The following is a 24,063-nucleotide window of genomic DNA, read 5'->3' on the forward strand; positions in this document are numbered from 1 at the left end:
CCCCTTTGGTCCCTAGAAGCAGAATCCCGGGAACACGTACGTGTTCTCGGCGTGCGCGTCGCCGGGGATGGCGCCGTTGAAGGCATCGCCGTCGGCCATGACGCGGTTGAATGCCGTTGACGCCGCGCCCTCGGAGACGTCGGCCGCGGGCGTGCGCTCCCACCAATAGACGGGCTGGCCGTCAACCTTGCGGACGAGACACTCGTTTGCGGTGAGCCCAGAGATGCCGAGCTCATAAAACAGCCGGTACTGGTTGCCCTCGCCGCTGTAGAGCGCACTCAGGTATGCATACTCCTCAGAGAACGTCTCGGGCCCCTGATAGCCGCACAGCTCGCTCATCGACGGCACCCAGAACGTGTCGCTCGTTGCCGTGATCGCGCTTGCGTCCCTTGCGGCGCCCGCGTTGTTCGTCAGCTTGTCAACGGCGACCACATTGCTCACGAGCTCGCTGGGCAAAAGCTCCGGCAGCTCGTCTGCCATCCACGACCGCAGCGACGACTGCTCCCAGCCGCCAAGCCGTGCGTCATCGTTCATCGCGCGCCGCGCCACGGGCGTGCGCATGAGAAAACTGAGACCCGCCACGCCCATACCGATCGCCGCGCGCCTCGTGCCCCGGAACTTTTCGCGTTCAAGCGCTTTCTTTACACGTACTCTAGAGTACGGTACTGTTGAGTACGGTACTCTGGAGTACGTGTTTGAATGGACGGTGCCACTTATGTTCGTCGGAAGAGAGAGCGAGCTCCACTCGCTTGAGCGTGCGTACGCCAAGGGCGGATTCCAGATGGCGGTTATCTACGGCCGGCGTCGAGTGGGCAAGACAACCCTCATCGACGAGTTCGTCAGGGGCAAGCCAACGCTCTACTTCACTGCACAGCAAAAGACTACAAGGCAGAACCTTGAGCTGTTCAGCGCGGCCGCCTATGAGGCGTTCTCGTTGCCCACATCGCTGCCTGCCTTCGCCACGTGGAACGATGCCCTGTCCTTCATCGTTGAGAAAGTGCGCTCTTGGGAAGCCCCACGGCCCCTCGTGTTCGTGTTCGACGAGTTCCCCTATGCCGCGGAGTCTGACCCGTCGCTGCCCTCCGTTCTCCAGTCCGCGATTGACCATGGCTTTGCGCAGGCGAATGCCATGCTCATCCTGTGCGGGAGCAACGAGGGGTTCATGGAGGGCGAGGTCCTTGGGAGCAAGAGCCCACTCTATGGCCGCAGGACCATGCAGCTGAGGCTTCTTCCCTTTGACTATCTCGATGCGGCCCGAATGCTCCCTGGGGTCTCTGACGAGGAGCTCGTCGCCTACTATGCGACGTTCGGCGGGACGCCGTATTATCTGTCACAGATAGATACGGGGCAGACATATGCCGAGAACGTCTCCGAGCTGTTCTTTGACCGGGCCGGCCTGCTCTACGAGGAGCCCCTCATGCTGTTGCGGCAGGAGTTCCATGAGCCGGCGGGCTACAATTCCGTGCTGGATGCGATTGGCTCCGGGGCAACGTCGCCCTCGCGCATTGCCGACAAGGTGGGGATGAACCCTAACTCCGTGGGGAAGTATCTCAGGTCGCTGGCGAGCCTCGGCATCATCGAGAAGCTCGAACCGCTGGGAGGCGGAACCGCGGCCAAGCGGGCGGTCTGGACGTTTGGGGACCCGTTCTTCTCCTACTGGTATCGCTTCGTGAGCAGGTACGTTGGCTCGATCGAGGAAGGCGCGGGCCGCGCCGTGGCGAGCTACGGTACGTCTGGCGAGGCGTTTCTCACGTATGTTGGCAAGCAGTTCGAGGACGTATGCCTGCAGTGGGTGCGCCGTGAGAGCATCGCTGGGCGGCTTCCCTTTGCCGCGCTGGAGTTTGGTCGCTGGTGGGGGACCGATCCTCATGCGCGCGAGGAGACTGACATTGACGTGGTCGCGGTCAATTCGATCGAGCGCGAGCTGCTCGTTGGGGAGTGCAAGTGGCGGAACTCGTTCGACGAGGCCGGGGCGCTTCGAACGCTCATGAGTCGTGCCGAGCTTCTTCGTGGCTACGACCGAAAGCACTACGTGCTCTTCTCAAAGAGAGAGTTCAGTGACGGGATGAAGAAGCGGGCGAGCGAGGGCAGCGGCTTGCGGCTTGTGACCCTTGGGGATTTATACGCTGAGTTGCGTGCGTGATTGAGACGGCAGCTGACCGACAGACATACGAAGATGCCGTGGCGGTCAACGATGGGGGTTCGTACGCGACCGATGAGGATCACGTGCCGAATGTTGGTGTCAGGCCGCGCCTGTCATCCTCGATACCGTCGACGTGCTCAGTCTGCCGAACTCGAGCTTGGTGGCCGCTGGCGACGAAAGATGGCTTGACCGCGCGGCTTCGAGCATGCCGTGCGCGTCGCCTGGGCCCTGGCGCTTCACGTGGGCGTGCCCACCCTTATCGCGTGGCTGCCCACGACGACCGGCACGCGCCTGCGCGACTTCGCCGACTTCTACCCCGAGCAGGCCGCCGTTGGCGGCGCGTGCGTCGCGCTGCTCGCGGCGGGTGGTCTGGCGAAGCTATGCGGCGGGGTGGGTTTGCGGGTGGCTTTCTACCGATGCCTGTGAGCGTTGGCCGGATGTGACCCGACGAGCTTCGAGTTCAGTGGGCGGGTCCGGTCTTCGGCGACGGCTTTCTCAACGTCCATACCGAGAACGGCTTCCTGAGAATCGGAACGGGGCTGAAGATGGACAAGTTTATCTTCAGCGACTCATGCGGGTGCGTGGGAGCATCGAACGTTTGACTTGCCGCTTCTATTGGAACGCGACGATGTCAAAACCTGTTTCCAGTTATCCGGGAATCCCATTGAGCGCAATGCGGCATCGTGACCTGACATGATGCGGTCTAATTCATTAACCATTTCGTTCCATTTCTCTGGCCATGAATTCTGGTAGATCCTCATGAGGACAAGAAGTGTCGGAAACTGCTTGTTGCTGGCATATGGCTTGTCTGCTTTGAGCAACGTTGGCCTGTTGGTCATTACTCTGTTGTAGAGCCTGGAGTGGTGCCCGCATATGTTGCGAACGTAGGTGAGGTGCCTGAGCCAGCTCTTGAGCGCGTGTGGCTTAAGCCCGAATTCTTCGGCGATGGCCTTCGCAACGGTAGTTTCGTTTTTATTAACAGCGGTGTTGCTGAGATTGCCGTACAGCTTCGATACGGTGCCAAGGGACATGATTTCAACGGCTGCCCAAATCGGTAGTTCACCATACTTCTCAAGATTGTGAAGCAGGCAAGGAACCTTGTTCTTCCTTGCCTGTTCAATCTCGCGTCTGACGTTATTGATTGACTCCGCATGCATGCTGGCATTGTTGAAGAGGCCTCTGTTGAGGTGTGCAAGGGGTCCATATGTCATGGAGAGGTGCTGCGCCAGTGTGGTCCGCGCTTTTATCTCGATTGGCTCCAGTGCTGCCCACACCCAGCGACGAAACTTGGAGTCGAGATCGTACACATCCGTAATGTCTTCGAACGTTGTTCCTTCAATGAACGCGTCATCCTTTTCGAAGGCGAGCCAATAGCCACGCAACCTGTAGTAATTAAGCTCAGAGAGCCGTTTCAATGCCTCATTGCGGTCATTCACGCGGAGACCGCGAGAAACCATGAGGCTAAGTTGATCGTTGCATGTGAGAGACGGCTTAAAGGAAGAAAACGACCCCGCCTGGTTCGCTACACCGTTGCCGGGAGAAGCGTGCGGGGTACTGTTGCCATCAATAGTACTCAATCTGGTCTCCAAGTCATTGGAAAATCACAATAGTTTCCAGTTGGAATTAATCATAAGGCTATCTACCCCGGCCACCAGATGCGTGTGAGCGGGAGGATGGAGCGGGTGCCGTCGGGTCCCTTGGGCATGACGCGAGCGCAGTAACCCATGGACTTGAAGAGACCCGCCACAAGGCGTTTCATGTCCTCCCAGTCGAGTTGGATGACGCGGTCCTTGATGAACTCGATGCCGTTGTCATAGGTGGCTGCCAGAGATTCTTCGTCGTCCGTCGAGTCGTCATCTGTGACGTTTAGCGTTTGTGCTGGGTTCCTGAGCGCTGCCGTGCGAAGGTCTGCCATGACTTCGTTTGATATGGCGAAGATGGTCTGGAGGCTACCGAGGGAGTTCTTCGCCGCGGGCGCTAGGACGTCGTGCGGGGCAGTCTCGTGCCAGCTTACGGCACGCGTGTATGCGAATTCGAACCCTTTAGTGCCGTGCTGGGCCGTTCGTCGGGATTGGCTTCACGTAATTCTCTAATTTTAATTGCGATGGTAAAATACGAGCTTGTGGCGGTGACGGCGCCGTTTTGGATTAGTATTTGCCAGTCTATTTTGCGTTGATTCGAGGTTTGGCATGGCTGCCATCGAGTACTACTCAACGACCTTGTTTAATGAGGACGCTTTCGAGCAGGGGATTATTGAACACCTGGTTGCGCAACATGGCTATGAGCATCTCTACGGCCCTGACGTTCCTCGATCGACGGACGCCTTTGACGATGCGTTTCTGCCCGATGTAATCGAACAAGCTTTGATGGCTATCAACCCCGGCGTTAATCGGAAGGCTATCGATGCCGCGATTGTTTGTCTTAAAGAAATTGAAGGCAATTCACTTATTGCTAAGAATGCCGTCTTTATGGACATGCTCCAAAACGGAGTCGAAGCTCGTTGGTTTGACGGCAAGGACGATCGAACCGATATTGTAAAACTGGTTGATTTCGATTCTACGGAGAACAACACGTTTCATGTTGTTAATCAATGGACCTATATCGAACGAGGCACAAACAAGCGCCCTGACATCATCGTATTTGTAAACGGCCTGCCGCTTGTGCTGTTCGAGCTGAAATCTCCCGCACGCGCTGAAGCTGACAATGCCGATGCTTACCAGCAGATTCAAAACTACAAGAAGCAGATTCCGTCGTTGTTTATTTACAACGCGTTCTGCGTTATTAGCGACATGCTGCACACGAAGATTGGAACAATTACTGCCAGCGAATCGCGTTTCGTTGAATGGAAGAGTGTTGACGGCAACTATGAGGCGACTCAGTATGCCGACTGGAAAACGCCTCTTGATGGCATGTTTCCGAAACCGCGCCTTGTCGACATCCTGAAGAACTTCATTCTGTTCTCAGGGGATGCGAAGATCCTTGCCGGATACCATCAGTACTTTGCTGTGAATAAGGCTCTCGAGAGCGTGAACGAGGCAATTGGTGGCGATGGCAAAGGTGGCGTGTTCTGGCATACCCAGGGCTCGGGCAAGTCACTTTCGATGGTGTTTCTTGCTCATCTCCTCGAAGAGAAACTCAATAGCCCCACTATCGTGGTGATTACCGATCGCAACGACCTTGACTCGCAGCTATTTACGCAGTTCTCCAAGTGTTCAGACTTCCTGCGTCAGACGCCCGTTCAGGCACAGAGCCGAGCTGACCTTGCGCAGCAGATTTCGAGCCGCCGTGCCAATGGCATCATCTTCACTACGATGCAGAAGTTCGAGGAGGAGGCATCCGCGCTCTCCGAGCGCGAAAACGTTGTAGTGATGGTTGACGAGGCGCATCGTGGGCAGTACGGCTTCGAGGAGAAATTCGATCGCGACGGTAAAAAGCATACGGGCACTGCACTGCTTATTCGACGGGCCCTGCCGAACGCGACGTTTATCGGCTTTACTGGCACGCCCATCTCCATCGAGGACCGTTCTACTCGCGAGGTATTTGGCGACTACATCGATGTCTACGACATGACTCAGGCCGTAGAGGATGATGCCACGCGTCCCGTATTTTACGAGAGCCGTGTTGTTGCACTGAAACTGGACCAGGGCATCCTTGCCAAGGTCGATGACGAGTACGAGAGGCTTACCGAGCAGGCTAATGCTGAGACTATAGATGCTAGTAAGCGTGACTTTGCGAACCTGGATGCCGTTCTGGGCGCTCCCGAGGTCATTGATGCGCTGTGTCAGGATATCGTGGACCACTACGAGGCTAACCGCGCGAATGAACTTACTGGCAAGGCGATGATCGTGGCTTACTCTCGCCCTGCTGCTATGGCAATTTATCAGCGAATTTGCGAGCTACGTCCTTCTTGGAAGGAGGAGGGCAAGCTTGGCGTCGTTATGACCATGGGCAACCAGGACCCTGAGTGGTGGTTCGACGTAGTGGGCAACAAAGCCCGCGTCAAGGAAATGGCGAAACACTTCAAGGACGATGCCGATCCGCTTAAGATCGTGATTGTCGTTGATATGTGGCTAACTGGGTTCGATGTGCCGAGTCTCGCCACCATGTACGTGTATAAGCCGATGCGGGGCTATAACCTGATGCAGGCGATAGCTCGCGTGAATCGCGTTTATAAGGATAAGGAGGGCGGCCTTGTCGTCGACTATGTTGGCATTGCCAATGATCTTAAGCGCGCTATGAAGGACTACACCAAGCGCGACCAAAAGAAGTACGGCGACATGGACATCGGGAAGACCGCTTACCCCAAGTTCCTGGAGAAGCTCGCCGTGTGTCGAGACAAGATGTTCGGCTATGACTACTCAGAGTTTATGGTCAGCGATTCCGCTGCACGTAGGAGCGAGCTCATAACGGGTGGGGTCAACCACATCCTTGCACCTGGCGATGAGGATGTTGCCCGCGATTTTGTTGAGCAAGCGGGCGTTATGCTCAAGGCATACGGCCTTTCTAAGAGTCGTGCCACTGATGCGCAGCGCATTGAGGCGGGGTACTTTCAAGTGGTACGCGAGCTTATTTTGCAGCTTACAGAGCAGGGTGGGGGCAAGGCTTCGGGCGGCAAGGAGAAGCTGACTCTTAAACAGGTCAACGAACGGATTAACGCACTGCTTGAACAGAACATTGTTCATTCGGATGGCGTAATTGACCTGTTTAAGGTCGAAGACGAGACCGTATCTGTTTTCGACCCTAAGTTCTTGGCTAGCCTTTCGCGCATGAAGGAACGTAACCTCGCTTATGAGTTGCTTAAGAAGCTTATGGACGATCAGATTAAGGGTTATCGCAAGAAGAGCGTTACGCAAGCCAAGAAGTACTCCGAGCTAATGCAGGGTATGGTGAACGGATATCTGAATGGCCAGCTTACGAATGCCGAAGTTTTCGAAGAGATGCTCAAGATGGCAAGAGAGATGCTCTCGGAGAATCAGAAGGCTAAGGACCTTGGTCTAACGGACGAGGAATACGCATTCTATGAGGCACTGACGCAGCCGCGGGCGATAGCGGATTATTACCGCGAGAACAACGATGAGCTTGTAACGATTACCCAGGAGCTCACTGTGAAAATGCGCGAGCTGCGCACGGTAGACTGGCAGAAGAAGCAGAGCGCTCGCGCCGCCATGCGCGTGGCAATCAAGCGTCTGCTCAAACATCACAAATACCCGCCCGAGGGTATGGAGGATGCGCTCTCTACTGTTATGGAACAGTGCGAGCTGTGGGCTGACAACGCGGCATAGAAGGATGGGGAAACGTGGCCAGGGCTAAAGATAAGGCTAAGAGCAACACCGCTGATATTGGTTTTGAGAAGCAACTTTGGGATGCTGCCGATGTTTTGCGTGGAAACCTCGATGCGGCTGAGTACAAGAACGTCGTGCTGGGCCTCATCTTCCTGAAGTATCTCTCCGATCGCTTTGACGATCGCTATCAAGAGCTCGTGGCGGAGGGCTATGGCGACGAGGAAGATCGTGACTGCTATATGGAGCAGAACGTTTTCTTCGTACCCGAGGAAGCTCGCTGGTCAGTCATTGCCCAAGCCGCCCATACGCCTGAGATTGGTCAGGTGATCGATAATGCAATGCGAGCTATCGAACGCGAGAATGACAAGCTCAAGGATGTGCTCCCTAAGAATTTTGCTCGTCCCGAGCTGGATAAACGTCGTCTGGGCGATGTCGTTGATCTCTTTACTAACGTTCAGATGACTGACAACGAGAGCGAAAAGGATTTGTTGGGCCGTGCCTACGAGTACTGCTTGCAGAAGTTCGCTTCGATGGAGGGCAAGAACGCTGGAGAATTCTACACACCGTCGTGTATCGTACGCACTCTAGTGGAGATTCTCCAGCCCTTCCATGGCCGTGTGTATGATCCCTGCTGCGGCAGTGGCGGCATGTTCGTGCAGTCTGCCTCCTTCGTCGAGCATCACGGCGGCAACGTGGTTCGAGACATCACCATCTTCGGCCAGGAGAGCAATCCTACTACGTGGAAGCTCGCCAAGATGAACCTGGGCATCCGCGGTATCGAAGCGGATTTGGGAAGCTATGCCGATACCTTTAGTTCGGACCAGCATAAAAATGAGAAGTTCGACTATGTGCTCGCGAACCCTCCGTTCAACCTGAAGAACTGGGGCGGCGAGGCGTTGCAAGAGGATGTGCGCTGGAAATATGGCGTTCCCCCCACCGGCAACGCGAACTTTGCATGGATGCAGCATATGATTTGGCATCTGAATAGCACGGGCAAGATTGGCCTGGTGCTTGCGAACGGCTCTCTTTCGAGCCAGACGAGCGGCGAGGGTGACATCCGTCGTGCCATTGTCGAGGACGATCTGGTCGAAGGCATCGTGGCAATGCCCGGCCAGCTCTTTTACAGCACGCAAATCCCCGTGTGTCTCTGGATTCTGAATAAGAAGAAGGCGCAGCCTGGCAAGACCCTGTTCATTGATGCCCGCGAGATGGGCACGATGGTTAGTCGCAAGCTGCGTGAATTCACCGGGGAGGACATCGCTAAGGTTGCAGAGGCGTTTAACGCTTTCCGTAGGGGTGAGCTCGAGCCAGAGAAGGGCTTCAGTGCCGCGGCGGATCTGGACGAGATTGCCAAGCAGGACTTCATCCTGACTCCTGGTCGTTATGTGGGTATTGCTGAAGTCGAGGACGACGGCGAGCCCTTCGAGGAGAAGATGGCGCGTCTGACTAGCGAGATTTCCAAGTGCTTCGAGGAGTCCAACCGCCTGCAGGAACAGATCAAGAAGAACCTGGAGGCGATTGGATATGGGCTGTAAGGTCGTTCGGATTGGGGATATTGCAGCTATTAATGCCAATCAGTATTCAGTTCGTGAGGCGTGGCAACATATCCAGTATTTGGATACGGGGAATGTGACTAGGGGCTGTATCTCAAGCCTGCAGCAGCTTGATCCTTCAAGCGATAAGGTGCCAAGTCGAGCGCGCAGAAAAGTAAAACCTAGCAGCATTGTCTACTCCATGGTTAGACCCAACCAGGAGCATTATGCAATTCTCGATAATCCGCCTGAGGACATGCTCGTTTCTACCGGTTTTGCCGTCATCGATGCGGATTGTAGGGTAGTCTCTCCAGGCTACCTTTACTACGCTCTAACGACGAAAGCAACGACGGATTATTTTCAGGCCTTGGCCGAGCAAAGTGTTTCGACTTATCCAACTTTGAGCGCATTGGATTTGGAATCGTATGCGATTCCTCTCCCCTCCATCAATCGCCAGAAGCAAATCGAAAAGGTGTTGAACGATCTTGACGCAAAGATCGCCTTAAACACTAAGCTAAATGGCTATTTAGCTGAGTGAGGTTGACCTTCGAAACGTCGATTTCGCCCGCCATAAGCCTAGGAAGCAATGTGCCGCGGAGGGCGACAAGCGCCCGCGATTCGACTTCATTGTTTCGGATCTGAGTATCAATAGGCGCGGCTTCTTTTTCAAACGCGCGTATCGCTGCATTGTTGGGTAACGCAATGGGGAGTCCATTTAGAGCTTTGCCGTTTATCGAGCCAAATACAGTTCCCTCACCGTTATAGGCGTCGAGTTTCTTATGGAGTGAGCGCATTAGGTAGAGACCATACGATGGGTAGTCGCAGTGGATTGCAGCTAGCCCGCGTCCAATGCAGCAGTCTTCGTACGCCAAGTTTAGGTCACCCACGGGAGCACGCACGCTCATCAAGACATCTCCCGCTTTTGCCATGCGCTTGGGCTCCGTAGTGCTTAGTCTCTGAGTGGGGTAACGCCAGCCAAATTCGGCGCGACCTTGATAAAAGATGGTTCCGATCCCCGCTTCGTTATAGGAGCTGCCTGCCGGGGATTGACCCATTGTGACATTGGCAAAGTCGGCCAGAGTAGCGTTGTCTGTTAGCTCCCCAAAGTGCCGTCGGAACATGCCGTCCGCTAGCTCTTCTAAATAGCCATTTAGCTTAGTGCTGGTCGCGATTTTTGCGTCTAATGTGTTAAGGACCTCAACGACCTGTTCCTGTTCTTCAAACGGGGGCAGGTCGATCTGCACCTCGTTTAGCACTTCGGCGGTAAGGCTCGGAACCGCCGTGCCAACATTCAGACTAGCCAGATCTTTGGTTTTCAGCTGATAGAATAAATACTTCGGCACAACCTGGGCGACATCAATGTCGGTCCAAAAAAGCGTATCTACCGTCCAGAACGGCTCGTCAGCAAAGAACAGGTTTCCGAGAGTGCCCTTCCTCGGGATGAGAACGGACGGCTTATCCCACAGGGCCTTATCTACGTGGCGCATGACGCCGCCAGAGCCGTAGACGGGAATGCTGCCATCGTTAAGCTTCTTATGGTCCTTGCCATACTTAATCTTGCAGATGTCCCCGAGTTTCATTCTAAGTACCTTCTGTGCGAAGCCTTCACGTTGTTTTGGCTCACCATGGCGTAGTGCATGGTGGTGTCTATTTTTGCATGGCCGAGCAGCTTTTGCACTTGCTCGATTGGCATCCCTTTGTCTATGGCATGAGTTGCCAGTGTGCGGCGGAACTTATGCGGATGCACGTGCGAAACGCCGGCTCTCTTGCCAATATTTCGTAGCCGCAGCTCCATGCCACCGATGGTAATGCGACTTGCTTTTGAACCAAGCGAAACGAACAGCGCGGGATTATTGTCGGTGCGACTTTCCAGATACTTCACTATATGCAACTTGGCCCGAGCATCGAAATAAACCGGACGCTGCTTGTTGCCCTTGCCGGTAACGATGCATTCACGTTCCTGTATGTTCACGTCGTCGATATCAAGTCGCACGAGCTCGCCAATGCGCATGCCCGTTGAAGCAAGCAAGTCCACGACCGCTAGGTCTCGCTCGTTTTTACAGGCATCACGTAAGGTTTCCAACTCTTCATCATTCAGAGTTACCTTGGCGACTTCCGCAGTCTTAACGCGATGAATCCGCCGAACAGGACTCTTAACGATGTAGTCCTCGTCTTCAAGCCATGAGAAGAAACTCGACATGATGCGGCGAATATTGTCGATGGTGGTCTTAGATGTGCAGCGGGTGGACTCGTAGTCATTGAGGTACTGGCGCAAGTCGTCGCTTTCGATTTGGGGAATGGGCTTGTTCAGGACGGTGAGTGCACGGGTCAGCGTGTCATCGTAGTAACGTAAGGTTTTTTGGGAACAGCCCTCGATTTTTTTGGCGGTGATGAAGAGGGCTAGGAGGTCTTGGTTGTTCTTGCTCAGTTGAGGTTCAAGGGCGTGTTTCAATGCAGCCTTTAAGCGTCGCAGCTGGTCCGGCTTCAAGAGTGATTGCATTTCCATTAGTACAGTATTGATAATGGTTTCCATGACGTTTCTCCCTGTCGTATAACATCGCCTAAAGACAAGCAATACGATCAAACAGATGGGGCAGGAATGGTAATTCCAAAGCGCGTAGATACTTCCTTGACGGGACGTATTGATGATCTTGAAAAGGCATTCGCCGCAGGCGCCTATCTATCCGCCATCTCTCTTGCGCTCACTATTCCAGATATCTGCGGAGACCGCTTATACCCAGAGAGAAAGAATGAAACTCGTCGGCGATATGTTGATTGGTTTAATGCGTATGTCGCCTTCAATTATCTGGACAAAAAAAGTCTTGTCACAAATGGAGCAATAACCACTAGCAAGTACTACTTTAGTGGCGAGGATTGTTATCAGCTTCGCTGCGTATATCTGCATCAGGGAATTAATGCAACCGATCCCAAACCCGGAAAGACCTCATACAATCTGATTCAGTTTAGGGTCTTTAGCAGCGGCCCTGGAAGTTGCGATCATATTGGCGAAACAACCCTAGTTGCAGCTGGGAAGACTACTAGGCAAGTTGACCTCGATCTGATGAAGTTCATTCGATGCCTCAAGTCGGGTGTGGAGCAATTTCTTAGGGAGTACCCCCAGATGAATGCCGACAATGGGTCTGGTAACTATCTTTACGGTCCAGTCCTTGATTTTGAAAACGGCAGAGAACTGCCCTAAATGGCTATTTACTTGAGATGGCGACTGCGCGATTCGAACGGGAACTAGCCGACGAAAGATTTGTGTTCAGGTTGTCCGAGCTCGTCGAACTCGAAGACTCTAAGCGAGTGCCCCTCAATAGTCGCGATAGAGAAAACCGCAAGGGTCCATATCCTTACTATGGCGCTACCTCCGTTATGGACTACGTTGATGGCTACTTGTTCGACGGCATACGTGTGCTGTTGGGCGAAGACGGAACAGTCATTCGAGAAGACGGTCGACCGGTGCTCCAGTATGTTTGGGGAAAGTATTGGGTCAACAACCATGCTCACATTTTAAAGGCGAAAACGGACTATTCGCTTGAGGCTATCTATATCGCCTTGGCGAGGACAGCCATCAATCACATCGTAACCGGTGCTGTCCAAATGAAGATCAGCCAGAAGAACCTCAATGGTCTTGAGGTCGAATTGCCATCGCGAGAGTCTCTCGATTATCTAAAAGACGTCTTTTCCCTGTATCGGAATAACGTTGAGGAGTCTAAAAGGCTCGAACGTTTACGTGACGCCCTTCTTCCTAAGCTCATGTCGGGAGAAATCGACGTCTCGAAGGTTGATCTCACGCAGCTAAATAGCCATTTAGCTGAGTATCGGCCTCCTTGCAGAGGACTTAGAAGCTTGGTGTTGCCCGGACTCGTTGCCAACCTGTTTTGCGTGTGGTCGGAGTCCGGGCAACAAAGCCGATTTCAAACCTTTGCTGCTAGGTCTTAATCAGCGACTTGATTGAATGCCTGAGCGATAGGTGGTTTCGGCGCCGCTTAGCCGCGCCTCATCGCTGTCCCCTCAAGTTGGGCCAGTTGCCCCAGCGCGTGCTTGAAGCTGTTGTTTGTGATCTTGAGGTCATTGCCTGCTTTTAGTTTGATGAGTGTGGGGTACCCATCGGGGTTGTTTTCGACACGGGCAAGAAAGCTCGAGGCTTTCTCAGCTCCCGGAGTCTTATGGGGCATCGGGCCGGCAAATATCGCGACATATCCCATTGTGTCGCGCACCTTGCCAAAGTCGAAGTGCTTGAGTCGGTTGTAGTCGAGATGAAACTCGAAACGATCGGGGTCAAAGCCAGCTTTCTTTGCCGTGCTGCGTAGCTTGTCAACGTTTACGGCGCTCGCGCCAAGCACGATCACCTTTCCAAGGACGCGCTCCTCGTAAGGATTTGTCGTCCCTCCCAGAAGATCAGACATCCCAAGAGACGAGAGGAGATCCTCCAAGCTGTCTTCGCGATTCGCTTTTGTGATTGCGGGCAGAAGCTCGAGTCCCATGCGTCCCATCATTGCGTCGCAGAGGTCCGAGAGTTCCTGCGCGGTGAGATGGGCCAATGCTATGCCTCCCTGTCAAACGCGTCGGCAATCTCCTGGCGTGCACGGAACAGACGGAGCTTTAGCACCTTGATTTCGTCAACCTTCGCTAGATAGGAGGTGGCTACGGCTTTCTGACGCTCGGGCTCTTCGAGGGGAACATTGATGATAGAGAGGGCGCTGACGGGCATATTTGGAATCGCGGTCCCGACCGCTTCTCGTGCGAGCAGTTCCTTGCCCGAGGGGCTCGAGAAGAAGGCTGCGAGGTAATAGGGGTCGATCTTATCGCGATTCACGCGGACTGCGTAGAGGTTGCCATTTGCGAGAATCTTGCGTCCCTCCGGCACCTCTGCCACAGCCACCTTAAAAGGGGCGCCGTTCTTGGATATGAGAACGTCTCCGTCGCGAATGCAGTACTTTTCGAGCTTCGGATCAAGCGCAGAGAGATTCGGAAGCTCGTCGTCGATGCCGCCATCGGAGATGTTGCCGAGGTTGAGATAATTGATGCCTGTGTCTTGGTCGCATACCAGGGCGTCAAGATCGGCTGCGCGGACGGAAGCACCGCGCTGGATCGTGGCAACACTCGAAAGTGGAACACCGTTGGGGACCCTAACCTCTTTCTGGAGGTAACGCTTGGCAGACAGGTCGAAGCTGCGAGCTGCTAGTTCGTCGACGGTTTTTACCGTGCTCTTCTCTGAATCCGATTCGAGGCGTTCGAGGATGGTCCTGATGTCTGCGTCGCCAATCGTGCAACCGCGTCGGTCACTCGTACCGAGGTCGGTTGCATCGACGATACGAACACCCTTGGCCCCACCGGGGCAGAGAACGACGAGAGAGGTCAGAATCGACGTGTACGGGGCGAATACGCCCTGCGGAAGTGCGACGACGGCCTTCACGAAGCCGTTCTTGATGAAGTAGCTGCGAGCGGGTTTGTCCATGCCGTTGAAACAAGCGCCATTGGACATGATTGCGACTGCGATGCCATTCTCCGATAGTGAGTCGACGAGAAGGCGGTTGTAGACCCAATCGGAAGAGTTGGGGCGGCTGTAACGCTCCTGACCCCTCATGACCCTACCGACATATTCAGTCGACTGGGGGAGCGTCAACGTGCGCATGCCCCACGGGTAGTTGGAGAACGCCTTGTCGACGGGCTCGCCTGATACGACGTCCTCATAGAAGCGGAACATGTCCTCGTGAACATAAGTGACGGAGGAGCCGCTTGCGTTTGAGCGCATCTTCGCAATGGAGAGGGCATCTCGATTGATGTCGACGCCAACAAGCGTGGCGTCTGGGCATTTTTCAGCAGCCGTCTCCAAGAAGGTACCTCTGCCACAGCCGAAATCGACAACTTTGTCGTCGGAGTGTATGTCAAGGATGGCAACGGCAAGGTCGGCGATACCCTTGGGAGTCGCAAACATGGCTTCGCTCATCCCATGGTTAGCGGGCCCATTCTTGAGGTATGCGTCGAGGTCGTCCTTGCTGAGGGCGTCCATGGCATCAGCGAGATCGCTGAGGGACGAGGAGGGGGAGAGCCGGTCGAGCGCGAGCTCGAGTGATGCCGCGATGTCTTCGTCGCCACGAGAGGCTGCCTCAATTGCTTTGTGGGGGCTGCTCGTGAAGCCGGAGTCTCGTACCGAACGCACAAGGTAAACAAGTGGATAAACATCCTCGGGCGATCCGGCGCCACGGACGTGACTTTCAATCGAACGACATAGCTCTCTGAAATTAGAATCTGCGTAAGACAATGCTGTTCCTTTCAAAGAATGGTTATCAATAACCAAACGCTTCAAAACAGACTTTAATCACGTCGTTGCATGCTGTCAAGGTTATTAATAACCAAAGGCTGAATTCGAGCATTCGGCGCGAGGGGTGGCAGGTTGTGAATCGGGCTTCATGGGCCGGAATCACCCTATTCTGCTTTCCCTCCTCACGCCCTTCTGCGCAACTAACGATTGCTTGGCAGCTCATCCGGCGGCGCTCATACTTGAGTCAGCAATCGAAACCGCAGGAAGGACCCACCATGGCATTCGCAGACAGGCTCGTGGCAGTTCGCCGTTCGCATGGTCTCACGCAGGAGGAACTTGCATCCAAGCTCTATGTCACGCGCCAGGCCGTGAGTCGTTGGGAGCGCGGTGAGGTGACGCCGGGCATCGACATGATGAAGCTCGTGGCTGCTGTTACGGGCGAGCCCCTATCGCACCTGCTCGAGATGCCGGAGCACTATTGCGAGAGCTGCGGCATGTATCTCACGCCGGCCGACCTCGGCACGGACGCCGACGGCGAGAAGAACGAACACTACTGCAAGTGGTGTTATGACGGTGGCCACTACACCTACGAGACCACGATGGAGGCCATGATTGAGGACTGTGCGCCGCGACTGGCGGAGAACGAGGGCATGACGCTCGACGAGGCGGTTTCGCTCATGGGCGCGGTGCTGCCGCAGCTCGAGCGCTGGCGCGCGGTTCGCGAGAACGCGGAGCGTTATGGCGCTGAGACCCGCGAGCGCTACGGAGACGAGGCGGTTGACGCTGCTAACGAGCGGATTCTCGACATGGACGCGGCTGCGTGGAATGATCTGAAGGAGCTCGAACGCGCGGTCCTGGGGCAGCTTTCGATTGCCGTGGCGGACGGTGATGTTCGTGGGCCCGAGGCGGAGAAGCTTGTGGCGATGCATCGTCGCTGGGTGGGCCTGCACTGGGGCGCCGAACCCGAAGATGCCGCGTATCTGGGCCTTTGCCAGGGATATCTTGCGGATCCGAGGTTTGTTGCCTACTACGATGAGCCTTGTGGCGAGGGTGCGACGGAGTTTCTCGTGCAGGCGGTCGTTGCATCGTGCGGTTTGAGGACAAAGCGCGGCTAGTTTCTGATTTGGGTGGCCTGCGGCCGACGTTTTTGACGGCAGGTGGTCAAAATACCCATCCTGGCGTACGCACGGGGTGGGTATTGAGGCCCATTCGCAAAGCGCGCAAAACAAGCCATTAGCAAATATGCAGGTAGATTAATTGGTTAGTTGTGAGTGCCAATTGGGTCGACTCCCCGGATCCCTCGATGGGCCGCAGACACCCCCCCAAACCGGCTGCTTTGAGCGATGAGGCGTACGCCAAGATGATGTTTTTGACCACCGGGAAGGGGAGACGTTCCTGGACGTGATCTGGAGGCCTGAAGTCCAGGAGCGCTTCTTGCTCATGAGATGGGGTTGACTTGTTGGAGGGCCTGTTTCGTCCGGAGCACAGACGAAACAGGCCTCGTGATGGCGGCGCGAGGGCGTCCCGATACCTAATTCTGCCGTGAGTGGTCAAAAAGCTCATCGCGGCGGACACTTTCGAGGGGTTTGGAGCTCTGGCTTGGAAGTTGGAGCAATTGTCAATTTGCAAACACGCAGGTAGCTTCGTTGTTGTGTTTTAGCGCTACTCGGCTGTGCTCGCGACAACACCATCGAAACCCGCGAAAGGCGTTATTTTGGGCTTTTCGGGCCCCTAAACTGTCCGCCGCGCAGGTGTTTTTGACCACCACTCGCGAAATTACTATTAACGGATACTCCGGATTGCCTTATCGCAAGCAAATGGCAGGATGGTAGCGCGCTCGAAGGGGCCGCTGCGAGCCTATTTGGCACTGCGGGCGGCTGGCCGGGTCTTCTTGCGCCTGAAGTGATTTCGCGGGAAGGGAAGCATCGCGGGCCGCGGGCCCGCGAATGGGGTGCGGGGCGCTGCCCCGCACCCCATTCGTTACAAGCATGAGAACATCTCGGGAACCCTTATCTGCGTTTGTTAGTATTTCCAAACCTAAAAACGGCAGATAGGGGGACCTAATGGCACAGCCAGGTGATGACAAGGAGATGACCGCAGCGGCCACCGCCGAGGCGTCCAAGCCCAAGTTCAGGGTGCCGCGCCTTCCGGGCGATATCATGATCTATCCGATGATCGTCGGCCTCCTCCTTAACACATTCTGCCCGCAGGTCTTCGAGATTGGCGGTTTCTTCACGGTCGCCACGCGCGGCGGATCGAACGCCGTCGTCGCTGCGATCCTGTTGTTTGTCGGTGCCGGCATCTCGTTCAAGTCGACTCCGGGCGCCATCAAGACCGGCATCGTGATCCTCATCCCGAAACTCGTGCTCGCCGCGGCCCTCGGCCTGGGCGTCGCCTACTTCTTCAACGACAACTTCCTCGGCCTGTCCTCCGTCTCCGTCATCGGCGGCATTTCGTTCTGCAACATGGCGCTTTACACGGGCATCATGGGCGAGTTCGGCGACGAGTCTGAGCGCGGCGCCGTGGGCATCCTGTTCTTCACCGCTGGCCCCGCGATTACGATGATCATCCTCGGCGTTTCCGGCCTGGCGAACATCCCCGTGGGCACCATCGTGGGCTCCGTTCTGCCGCTCGTGATCGGCATGGTCCTCGGCAACCTGTTCCCGTTCGTCAAGAACCTGCTGGTACCGGGCACGAACCCCGCCATCGCGTTCCTGGGCTTCCAGCTTGGCGCATCCATGAGCCTCTCGAGTTTCATCGCCGGCGGCATCTCGGGCGTCCTGCTCGGTCTCATCACGCTGTTTGTCGTCGGCCCGGTGACGTTTGCCTTCGAGCGCCTCTGCGGCGGCAACGGCAAGGCGGCCATTGCGTGCTCCACGGTCGCCGGAACCGCGATGACGACGCCGGTCGCCCTCGCCGAGGTCGCGCCGCGTTACGCCGAGCTCGCGCCGACGGCCTACGCCCAGATCGCCACGGCTGTCATCATCACGGCAATCCTTGCGCCGATCCTCACCGGTTGGGTCGACAAGAAGTTCTGCCAGGGCGGGGAGGACCTCTCCGCCGCGGGCGTCGAGGCGCTCGAGGAAGCCGTCGCGCGCGACGTCGACGGCGAGTAGTAGCCAGCTGCTGATTGAAACGCGCTTTCGCGTGTTGCGAAGGCCGCGAAATGCGTGTGCCGCTAGCATCGTCTGAAGCTAGCCGAACCTCGCGTGCAACGAATTTGAGATTCTGCGGCTGAATAATGCCGTCCGAGTCCATTTCCGTGAAATGGTATTCGAACGGTGGCAAATAAAACCCCAGTTGGATTTTGCTCGAACAAGGCCATGAGGCGAAATCGAGCCGCAGAATCTCAATTTTGTTGTACGGACGTCATGCTTTTGTCGCATGGGCACCGTACTTTTCTCGCGCGGGCTTACGGCATCGGGTCGCGAGCCCCCGCTCCATGCTCGCCGGATTCGGCCCCGCGGTACAATGCGGGTAAAACGCTCGACAGAACGGCGAGGTCTTGACGCTCGCCGCTCCGTCGGCATGCCGAGCCGATAACGAGGTACCACCATGGCAAACTTCACGCTTACTTGCTGCTCCACCGCGGACAGGGACAAGAGCTTCTTCGATTCCCGCGAGATTCCCTACGCCTGCTTCCATTGGGACGAGAACGGCGTTGACCACCTCGACGACCTCTACCAGTCCATCTCCCCGGAGGACTTCTACGCCGCCATCAAGGCCGGCGCCGCCCCCACCACCTCGCAGGTGAGCGTGGGCGAGTTTGTCGAGCTGTGGGAGCCCATCGTGGCGGCGGGTTCGGACGTCCTTCACGTATCGCTCTCGAGCGGCCTTTCCGGCGCCTACGGCAGTGCTTGCCTTGCCGCGACGCAGGTCATGGAGGCACACCCCGAGCGCCGTGTACTCGTTGTTGACTCCCTAGGCGCGAGCTCGGGCTACGGCATGCTCGTGGACTATCTCGCCGATAAGCGCGACGAGGGCGCCACGCTCGACGAGGCCTTCGAGTGGGCGATGGAGAACCGCCTCCACGTCCACCACTGGTTCTTCTCGACGGACCTCACGAGCTACGTCCGCGGCGGCCGTGTCTCCCGCGTGAGCGGCTTCGTGGGCACCGCGCTCAAGATCTGCCCCGTGCTGAACATGAACAACGAGGGCAAGCTCATCCCGCGTGACAAGATCCGCACCAAGGCCAAGGCCGAGAAGGACATGGTCGCTCGCATGGAGGAGCACGTCCAGGACGGGCATGATTACGCCGGCAAGTGCTCGCTCTCGATGAGCGCGTGCCGCGAGGACGCCGAGGCCGTCCGCGACATGGTCGAGGCCAAGTTCCCGGCGCTCGCGGGTAAGGTCGTGATCAACAACATCGGCACGGTCATCGGCTCGCACACGGGTCCCGGCACCGTCGCGCTCTTCTTCATGGGAGACGAGCGCGGGGAGTAGGATCGCGTCGTGCCGCCGCTAGTCAGGCCAGACGAACTCGGTGCGCCCGGCCTCGCCGCCGTCGATGAGCAGGTTCTGCCCCGTCATGAAGCGGTTCGTGACGGCGACGAAGTAGATCCACTCGGCGATCTCCTCGGGTGTGGCCCAGCGGCGGAGCGGCGTGAGGTCCATGATGCGGCCCCAGAGGCGCTCGTCCTCCATGACGGGGAGGTTGAGCTCGGTGAGGACGCCGCCCGGGTCGACGCTGTTGCAGATGGCCTGGGGCGCCAGGCGGCCGGCGACGTTCTTCGTGTAGGCGATGACGCCGCCCTTAGAGGCCGCGTACCTGGGAAACTCCGAGCCGGTGTGGCCGCTGGCCGAGCCCACACAGACGACGGAGCGGATGCGCGGCGCGGGCGTGAGGCCCAGCTCGCGGCGGCCGCCCGTGGCATCGCCTGCGAAGGCGTACTTCTCGACCACGTTGATGGTGCCGTGGAGGTTCACGGCGATGTCGTCCTCTGTGCCCTGGACGCCGGCGTTGCTGATCACAACCTCCGGCTCGAGGCCATCAGGAAGACTCGCCGCGTCACTGACGTCGCAAACAAAGTGCTGGTAGTTCTCGTGCTCGAGCGTGGGCTCGGCAATGTCGAGACCCCAGACGCGGTGGCCGCGCTCGAGGAAGAGCGCTGCCGTGGCGCGGCCGATGCCGGATGCGGTGCCAGTGATGAGGGTGCCCATTAGGCCCTTGCCTCTCGCTCTGCGGCGTGGGTCTGAACGTACTCGTCGCCCACGCCCTCGCGCTCCCAGCCCGCGGCGACCTTGAAGCCAACGGGGGAGAGGAGGATCTCGCAGGCGAGCTCGGCAAGGGCGCCGGTGATGGAGCAGGTGATGACCTGCAGCCACGTCCAGCCAAAGAAGACGTGCGAGACCACGATGGCGAACACGAGGTTGTCAACGAGCTGGCCGACACCCGTGCTCACGTAGCTGCGAAGGGCGAACGTTGCGAAGCTGCCGTTGTCGGTGAGGTGGCCGATGAACTGGTTGAGGTGCGAGTTTACGAACGACGAGCACAGCATCGCGAGGGAGCTGCCGAGGACGACGTACCACGAGCCGCCGATGGTGGCATTGAGCGCGGCATTGACCTCGAGAGAGCCGGTGTCATAGTAGGCGCCCCACATACCGGGCGCGAGGCTGATGAGCCAGAACAGGGCGCTCACGGCGAGGTTGATGCCCAGGGCGAGAAGCGACACCTTGACGGAGGCTTTGGGCCCGAAGCGCTTGCAGATCATATCCATGCAGAGGAAGGACACCCATGACAGGGTGAAGCCGCAGTCGAGCGCGAGCCACGGGAGGCTGATGAGCTCCTTGTTTGCGAGGAGGTTCATCAGGATGACGCTCACGACGAAGCAGGTGACGGTGGACGCAGGGATGCTGCGCAGGAGGAGCTTGTAGTCCTCCAGGACTTTCTTGATCATGCGGTTGTCTCTCTTTCCTTTGGTTTTAGCTTCTATCGCGCTGGATATCGGAGTAGAACAGCGCGGGCGGCGGATCCGCCGCAGGACATGGTAGCAAAAGCGCGTGGTGGTCGCGTGCCGGGCATGGCGAGACGCGCCGGCGGCATGGCCTTGCGGGTGTGCGACCGTGGGGTGCGGGCCGTGGGGCGTGGGGTGTGCGACCGTGGAGGCGCGGGCCGTGGGGCATGAGCCGCATCGAAGCGCCGTACCCGACGAATGCGAGAACGTGCCGGCCTTCCTATATATTTCCAAATAGTTATCCAAGGCTGTCTCTTAAAGTTAGTGGAACTAAACTTGCTAGTTGCAAGTGTGCCTAGGCTTACTTATCTGCCTGGGCTCAGGACGTCTCATCTCAAAGATGTGCGAAAAAGGAGAGGCAACATGAAGAAGTCCACGTATACCACTCTGCTCGTCGGCGGCGGCTTCCTGCTTGGCACGGCCGGCATCAAGCTGCTCAAGAGCGAGCCGGTCAAGAACGCGTGTGTGCAGGGCATCGCGTGTGGCATGCGTCTTAAGAGCGACTACCAGGACATGGTAGAGCAGGCGAAGGCCGAGGTTGACGACATGGTCGCCAAGGCGTCGTACATCACTGCGAGCGAGCCCGTCGCCGCTACGGACGAGGCCGCCGAGTAGCGCGCTGACACAACTATGAGATTCTCGGTTATTAGCGAGATCCCCGGCAGGACCCGCCTACAGTTGGCGGGTCCTGTGCCAGAGGGGGACCTCGATGCTCTCATAAAGCTGAGCACGGATATCAAGGGCGTCACGAAAGTCCGGGTGTATGGCCGTATCGGGCAGATGGCGATCGAGTATGACGCCCCTCGCCGCGCGGACGTGCTCGGCGGCCTTCGCGCGATCGACGCGCAGTCGGTCGCCGAGGCGAAGTCCGGCTACGCGATTCAGCTCGAGCCTCGCAAGCACAAGCTCGTCATGGACCTGGCGGCGCTCGTCGGTGCCCATTATGCGCGCCGGTGGTTCCTGCCGACCCCGCTGCGAGCCGTGTTCGTCGTGGCGAGCTACATGGCCTTCCTGCGCGCCGCCCTTCACGAGCTAGCGAAGCCTCGCCTGACGGTGCCCGTGCTCGACGCCTCCGCCATTGGCATCTCGTTCGTGAAGCGCGACGTCAACACGGCGGGCCAGACGATGTTCCTGCTGAACGTCGGCGAGCTGCTCGAGGACTACACGCGCGCCATGAGCGAAAACGAGCTCATCAACTCCCTGCTTGACGTGCCTGACAAGGCGCAGAAGGTCGTGGGCGACACCGAGGTGAGCGTTCCAGCGACGGAGCTCGAGCCCGGCGACCTCGTGGCCGTTCGCACCGGCATGTCCATCTCCATCGACGGCGTGGTCGAGCGGGGAAGCGCCATGGTCAACCAGGCGACCCTCACCGGCGAGCCGCTTGCCGTCGAGCGCTCCGTGGGCGATGACGTGTTTGCCGGTACCGTCGTGGAGGATGGCAGCATCCTCGTGCGTGTGCGTGCCAACGCGGCCCAGACCAAGCTGCGCTCGATTGTCTCGCTCGTCCAGACGGCCGACTCCCTCAAGTCCGAGGGGCAGTCGCACATGGAGGAGTTGGCGAACAAGATCGTTCCCTGGAACTTCCTGCTTGCGGGCCTCGTCGCCCTCACCACGCGCAGCATCGTCAAGACCTCTGCCGCGCTCATGGTCGACTATTCATGCGCGCTCAAGCTCACGGGTTCCGTCGCCGTCATGACCGCCATGAGCGACGCGGCCAAGATGGGCGTCATGGTCAAGGGCGCCAAGTACTTCGAGTCGTTCGCCAAGGCGGACACCATCGTGTTCGACAAGACCGGCACGCTCACCGAGGCGCAGCCTAGGCTCGCCCGCGTGTTCGCGACCGACGGCTGGAGCGAGGACGACGTCTTGCGCTTCTCCGCCTGCCTGGAGGAGCACTTCCCGCACCCGGTGGCGCGCGCCGTCGTCAACGCCGCTAAGGCGCGTGGCCTCGAGCACCGTGAGCGTCACGCCGCGGTCGAGTACATCGTCGCGCACGGCATCGCCTCCTCGATCGAGGGAAGGCGAGCGGTGATCGGCTTGGCGCACTTCGTGTTCGAGGACAAGCACGTCCTCATGGATCCCGAGGCGCGGGAGAGGGTCGAGTCTGAGATGCAGGGCTTCTCGCCTCTGTACCTTGCCGTAGACGGCGAGGTCGTGGGAGTGCTTGGCATCGAGGACCCGCTCAAGGCCGGCGTCAAGGAGGCCATTGCCGAGCTGCACGCGCTTGGCGTCAAGCACGTCGTGATGCTCACGGGAGACTCCGAGCGCACGGCCAGGCGCATTGCTCGCGAGGCCGGCGTCGACGAGTACGCCGCGGAGCTTTTGCCCGAGGACAAGTACGCCTACGTCGAGCGCGTCAAGCGTGAGGGACGCCACGTCGCCATGGTGGGCGATGGTGTCAACGACTCTCCGGCGCTTCGCCTGGCGGACGTGGGCCTCGCGATGGGCGGTGGAAGCGACATCGCCAAGGAGGTCGCCGACATCATCCTGGCGGACACGGACCTCGCCGCGATCGTGCGCCTGCGCAGGATGAGCCAGGGCCTCATTGACCGCCTGACGAGCTCCTACTCGAAGGTGATGCTCATCAACTCGGCGCTTCTGGCGCTTGGTATCGCGGGCTTCATCACCCCCCAGACGTCGTCGCTGCTGCACAACGGCTCGACGATCGCCTACAGCCTCGGTAACGCGAAGGCCTACCTGCCATCGGCTTCGTAGCGATGCATGGCCTGCCTGGCGGCGGCTCCGCTGTATCGACGCCGGTCTGAGGCCGCATGCTACCGTGCCGTCGCTGCCGGCGGCTTCGCGGACCATATTGCCCATTCTGTCTCTGTGGCCGCCTGCTGGCGATCGCGGGGATATAATGGGCTTCTTTGTTTGACGA

At 57.7% G+C, this 24,063-nt stretch carries 21 protein-coding genes; 12 read left to right on the forward strand and 9 right to left on the reverse strand.

Annotated features, from left to right (window positions below; translation table 11 throughout):
- Positions 1–12 precede the first annotated feature (12 nt).
- Complete coding sequence (locus ACTQ1Z_RS01375) at positions 13–582, reverse strand: DUF6273 domain-containing protein (protein WP_441858167.1); 570 nt, start codon at positions 580–582, stop codon at positions 13–15.
- A 133-nt stretch (positions 583–715) separates the two neighbouring features.
- On the opposite strand from ACTQ1Z_RS01375, the gene ACTQ1Z_RS01380 reads away from it, so the two are divergent.
- A complete protein-coding gene (locus ACTQ1Z_RS01380; RefSeq protein ID WP_441858169.1) occupies positions 716–2,143 on the forward strand; it encodes an ATP-binding protein in 1,428 nt (475 codons plus the stop codon).
- Between the two features lie 240 nt (positions 2,144–2,383).
- The gene (locus ACTQ1Z_RS01385) at positions 2,384–2,569 is read left to right on the forward strand and encodes a hypothetical protein (protein ID WP_441858171.1); all 186 of its coding nucleotides are present in this window, start codon (positions 2,384–2,386) and stop codon (positions 2,567–2,569) included.
- A gap of 143 nt (positions 2,570–2,712) precedes the next feature.
- On the opposite strand, the gene ACTQ1Z_RS01390 is transcribed toward ACTQ1Z_RS01385, so the two are convergent.
- Both ACTQ1Z_RS01390 and ACTQ1Z_RS01395 read right to left on the reverse strand, forming a co-directional pair.
- Complete coding sequence (locus tag ACTQ1Z_RS01390) at positions 2,713–3,720, reverse strand: Abi family protein (RefSeq protein ID WP_441858173.1); 1,008 nt, start codon at positions 3,718–3,720, stop codon at positions 2,713–2,715.
- A gap of 62 nt (positions 3,721–3,782) precedes the next feature.
- Positions 3,783–4,058 carry a hypothetical protein gene (locus tag ACTQ1Z_RS01395; protein ID WP_441858175.1) on the reverse strand — a complete coding sequence of 92 codons (276 nt, stop codon included), beginning with the start codon at positions 4,056–4,058 and terminating at the stop codon, positions 3,783–3,785.
- A 274-nt stretch (positions 4,059–4,332) separates the two neighbouring features.
- On the opposite strand from ACTQ1Z_RS01395, the gene ACTQ1Z_RS01400 reads away from it, so the two are divergent.
- Genes ACTQ1Z_RS01400 through ACTQ1Z_RS01410 form a run of 3 tightly spaced genes read left to right on the forward strand, consistent with a single transcriptional unit; the run spans position 4,333 to position 9,495 of the window.
- On the forward strand, positions 4,333–7,425 hold the full coding sequence (locus tag ACTQ1Z_RS01400; protein WP_441858177.1) for a type I restriction endonuclease subunit R: 3,093 nt from the start codon (positions 4,333–4,335) through the stop codon (positions 7,423–7,425).
- Between the two features lie 14 nt (positions 7,426–7,439).
- Positions 7,440–8,960, forward strand: coding sequence for an N-6 DNA methylase (locus tag ACTQ1Z_RS01405; RefSeq protein WP_441858179.1), 1,521 nt, complete (start codon positions 7,440–7,442; stop codon positions 8,958–8,960).
- Positions 8,950–9,495 carry a restriction endonuclease subunit S gene (locus ACTQ1Z_RS01410; protein WP_441858181.1) on the forward strand — a complete coding sequence of 182 codons (546 nt, stop codon included), beginning with the start codon at positions 8,950–8,952 and terminating at the stop codon, positions 9,493–9,495. Before ACTQ1Z_RS01405 ends, ACTQ1Z_RS01410 begins: the two co-directional genes overlap by 11 nt.
- Here ACTQ1Z_RS01410 and ACTQ1Z_RS01415 read toward each other — a convergent pair.
- Positions 9,467–10,537 (reverse strand): restriction endonuclease subunit S, encoded by a 1,071-nt coding sequence (locus tag ACTQ1Z_RS01415; RefSeq protein ID WP_441858183.1) that lies wholly within the window; start codon positions 10,535–10,537, stop codon positions 9,467–9,469. The two genes, ACTQ1Z_RS01410 and ACTQ1Z_RS01415, sit on opposite strands and share 29 nt — an antisense overlap.
- Positions 10,534–11,490 carry a site-specific tyrosine recombinase/integron integrase gene (gene xerA / locus ACTQ1Z_RS01420; protein WP_441858185.1) on the reverse strand — a complete coding sequence of 319 codons (957 nt, stop codon included), beginning with the start codon at positions 11,488–11,490 and terminating at the stop codon, positions 10,534–10,536. Before xerA ends, ACTQ1Z_RS01415 begins: the two co-directional genes overlap by 4 nt.
- A gap of 66 nt (positions 11,491–11,556) precedes the next feature.
- Here xerA and ACTQ1Z_RS01425 point away from each other — a divergent pair, with 66 nt between their 5' ends.
- Positions 11,557–12,156: a hypothetical protein gene (locus ACTQ1Z_RS01425; protein WP_441858187.1), complete on the forward strand. Its 600-nt coding sequence runs from the start codon at positions 11,557–11,559 to the stop codon at positions 12,154–12,156.
- Positions 12,157–12,173: 17 nt separating this feature from the next.
- The gene (locus tag ACTQ1Z_RS01430; protein WP_441858189.1) at positions 12,174–12,902 is read left to right on the forward strand and encodes a restriction endonuclease subunit S; all 729 of its coding nucleotides are present in this window, start codon (positions 12,174–12,176) and stop codon (positions 12,900–12,902) included.
- A 47-nt stretch (positions 12,903–12,949) separates the two neighbouring features.
- On the opposite strand, the gene ACTQ1Z_RS01435 is transcribed toward ACTQ1Z_RS01430, so the two are convergent.
- The gene (locus ACTQ1Z_RS01435; RefSeq protein WP_441858191.1) at positions 12,950–13,504 is read right to left on the reverse strand and encodes a hypothetical protein; all 555 of its coding nucleotides are present in this window, start codon (positions 13,502–13,504) and stop codon (positions 12,950–12,952) included.
- Positions 13,505–13,506: 2 nt separating this feature from the next.
- Positions 13,507–15,228 carry an N-6 DNA methylase gene (locus ACTQ1Z_RS01440; RefSeq protein WP_441858192.1) on the reverse strand — a complete coding sequence of 574 codons (1,722 nt, stop codon included), beginning with the start codon at positions 15,226–15,228 and terminating at the stop codon, positions 13,507–13,509.
- A gap of 275 nt (positions 15,229–15,503) precedes the next feature.
- Between ACTQ1Z_RS01440 and ACTQ1Z_RS01445 the strand changes: the two genes are divergently transcribed.
- The 3 genes from ACTQ1Z_RS01445 (at position 15,504) to ACTQ1Z_RS01455 (ending at position 19,671) form a co-directional block, all read left to right on the forward strand.
- On the forward strand, positions 15,504–16,343 hold the full coding sequence (locus ACTQ1Z_RS01445) for a zinc ribbon domain-containing protein (protein ID WP_441858194.1): 840 nt from the start codon (positions 15,504–15,506) through the stop codon (positions 16,341–16,343).
- Positions 16,344–17,291: 948 nt separating this feature from the next.
- Entirely contained in the window at positions 17,292–18,344 is a 1,053-nt protein-coding gene (locus ACTQ1Z_RS01450; protein ID WP_441858196.1) for a 2-keto-3-deoxygluconate permease, read from the forward strand.
- Positions 18,345–18,783: 439 nt separating this feature from the next.
- Entirely contained in the window at positions 18,784–19,671 is an 888-nt protein-coding gene (locus tag ACTQ1Z_RS01455) for a DegV family protein (protein WP_441858198.1), read from the forward strand.
- 18 nt (positions 19,672–19,689) lie between these two features.
- Here the strand turns inward: ACTQ1Z_RS01455 and ACTQ1Z_RS01460 are convergent, their stop codons facing one another.
- Positions 19,690–20,388: an SDR family NAD(P)-dependent oxidoreductase gene (locus ACTQ1Z_RS01460; RefSeq protein WP_441858200.1), complete on the reverse strand. Its 699-nt coding sequence runs from the start codon at positions 20,386–20,388 to the stop codon at positions 19,690–19,692.
- Positions 20,388–21,125, reverse strand: coding sequence for a VUT family protein (locus tag ACTQ1Z_RS01465; protein ID WP_320679408.1), 738 nt, complete (start codon positions 21,123–21,125; stop codon positions 20,388–20,390). The genes ACTQ1Z_RS01460 and ACTQ1Z_RS01465 overlap by 1 nt, the downstream gene beginning before the upstream one ends.
- A gap of 420 nt (positions 21,126–21,545) precedes the next feature.
- Between ACTQ1Z_RS01465 and ACTQ1Z_RS01470 the strand changes: the two genes are divergently transcribed.
- A complete protein-coding gene (locus ACTQ1Z_RS01470) occupies positions 21,546–21,797 on the forward strand; it encodes a DUF6110 family protein (RefSeq protein ID WP_441858202.1) in 252 nt (83 codons plus the stop codon).
- 75 nt (positions 21,798–21,872) lie between these two features.
- Positions 21,873–23,897: a heavy metal translocating P-type ATPase gene (locus ACTQ1Z_RS01475; protein ID WP_441858204.1), complete on the forward strand. Its 2,025-nt coding sequence runs from the start codon at positions 21,873–21,875 to the stop codon at positions 23,895–23,897.
- The last annotated feature ends 166 nt before the right edge of the window (positions 23,898–24,063 follow it).

The organism is Parolsenella sp. LCP21S3_E11, from assembly GCF_052118165.1.
Taxonomy (GTDB): Bacteria; Actinomycetota; Coriobacteriia; order Coriobacteriales; family Atopobiaceae; genus Parolsenella.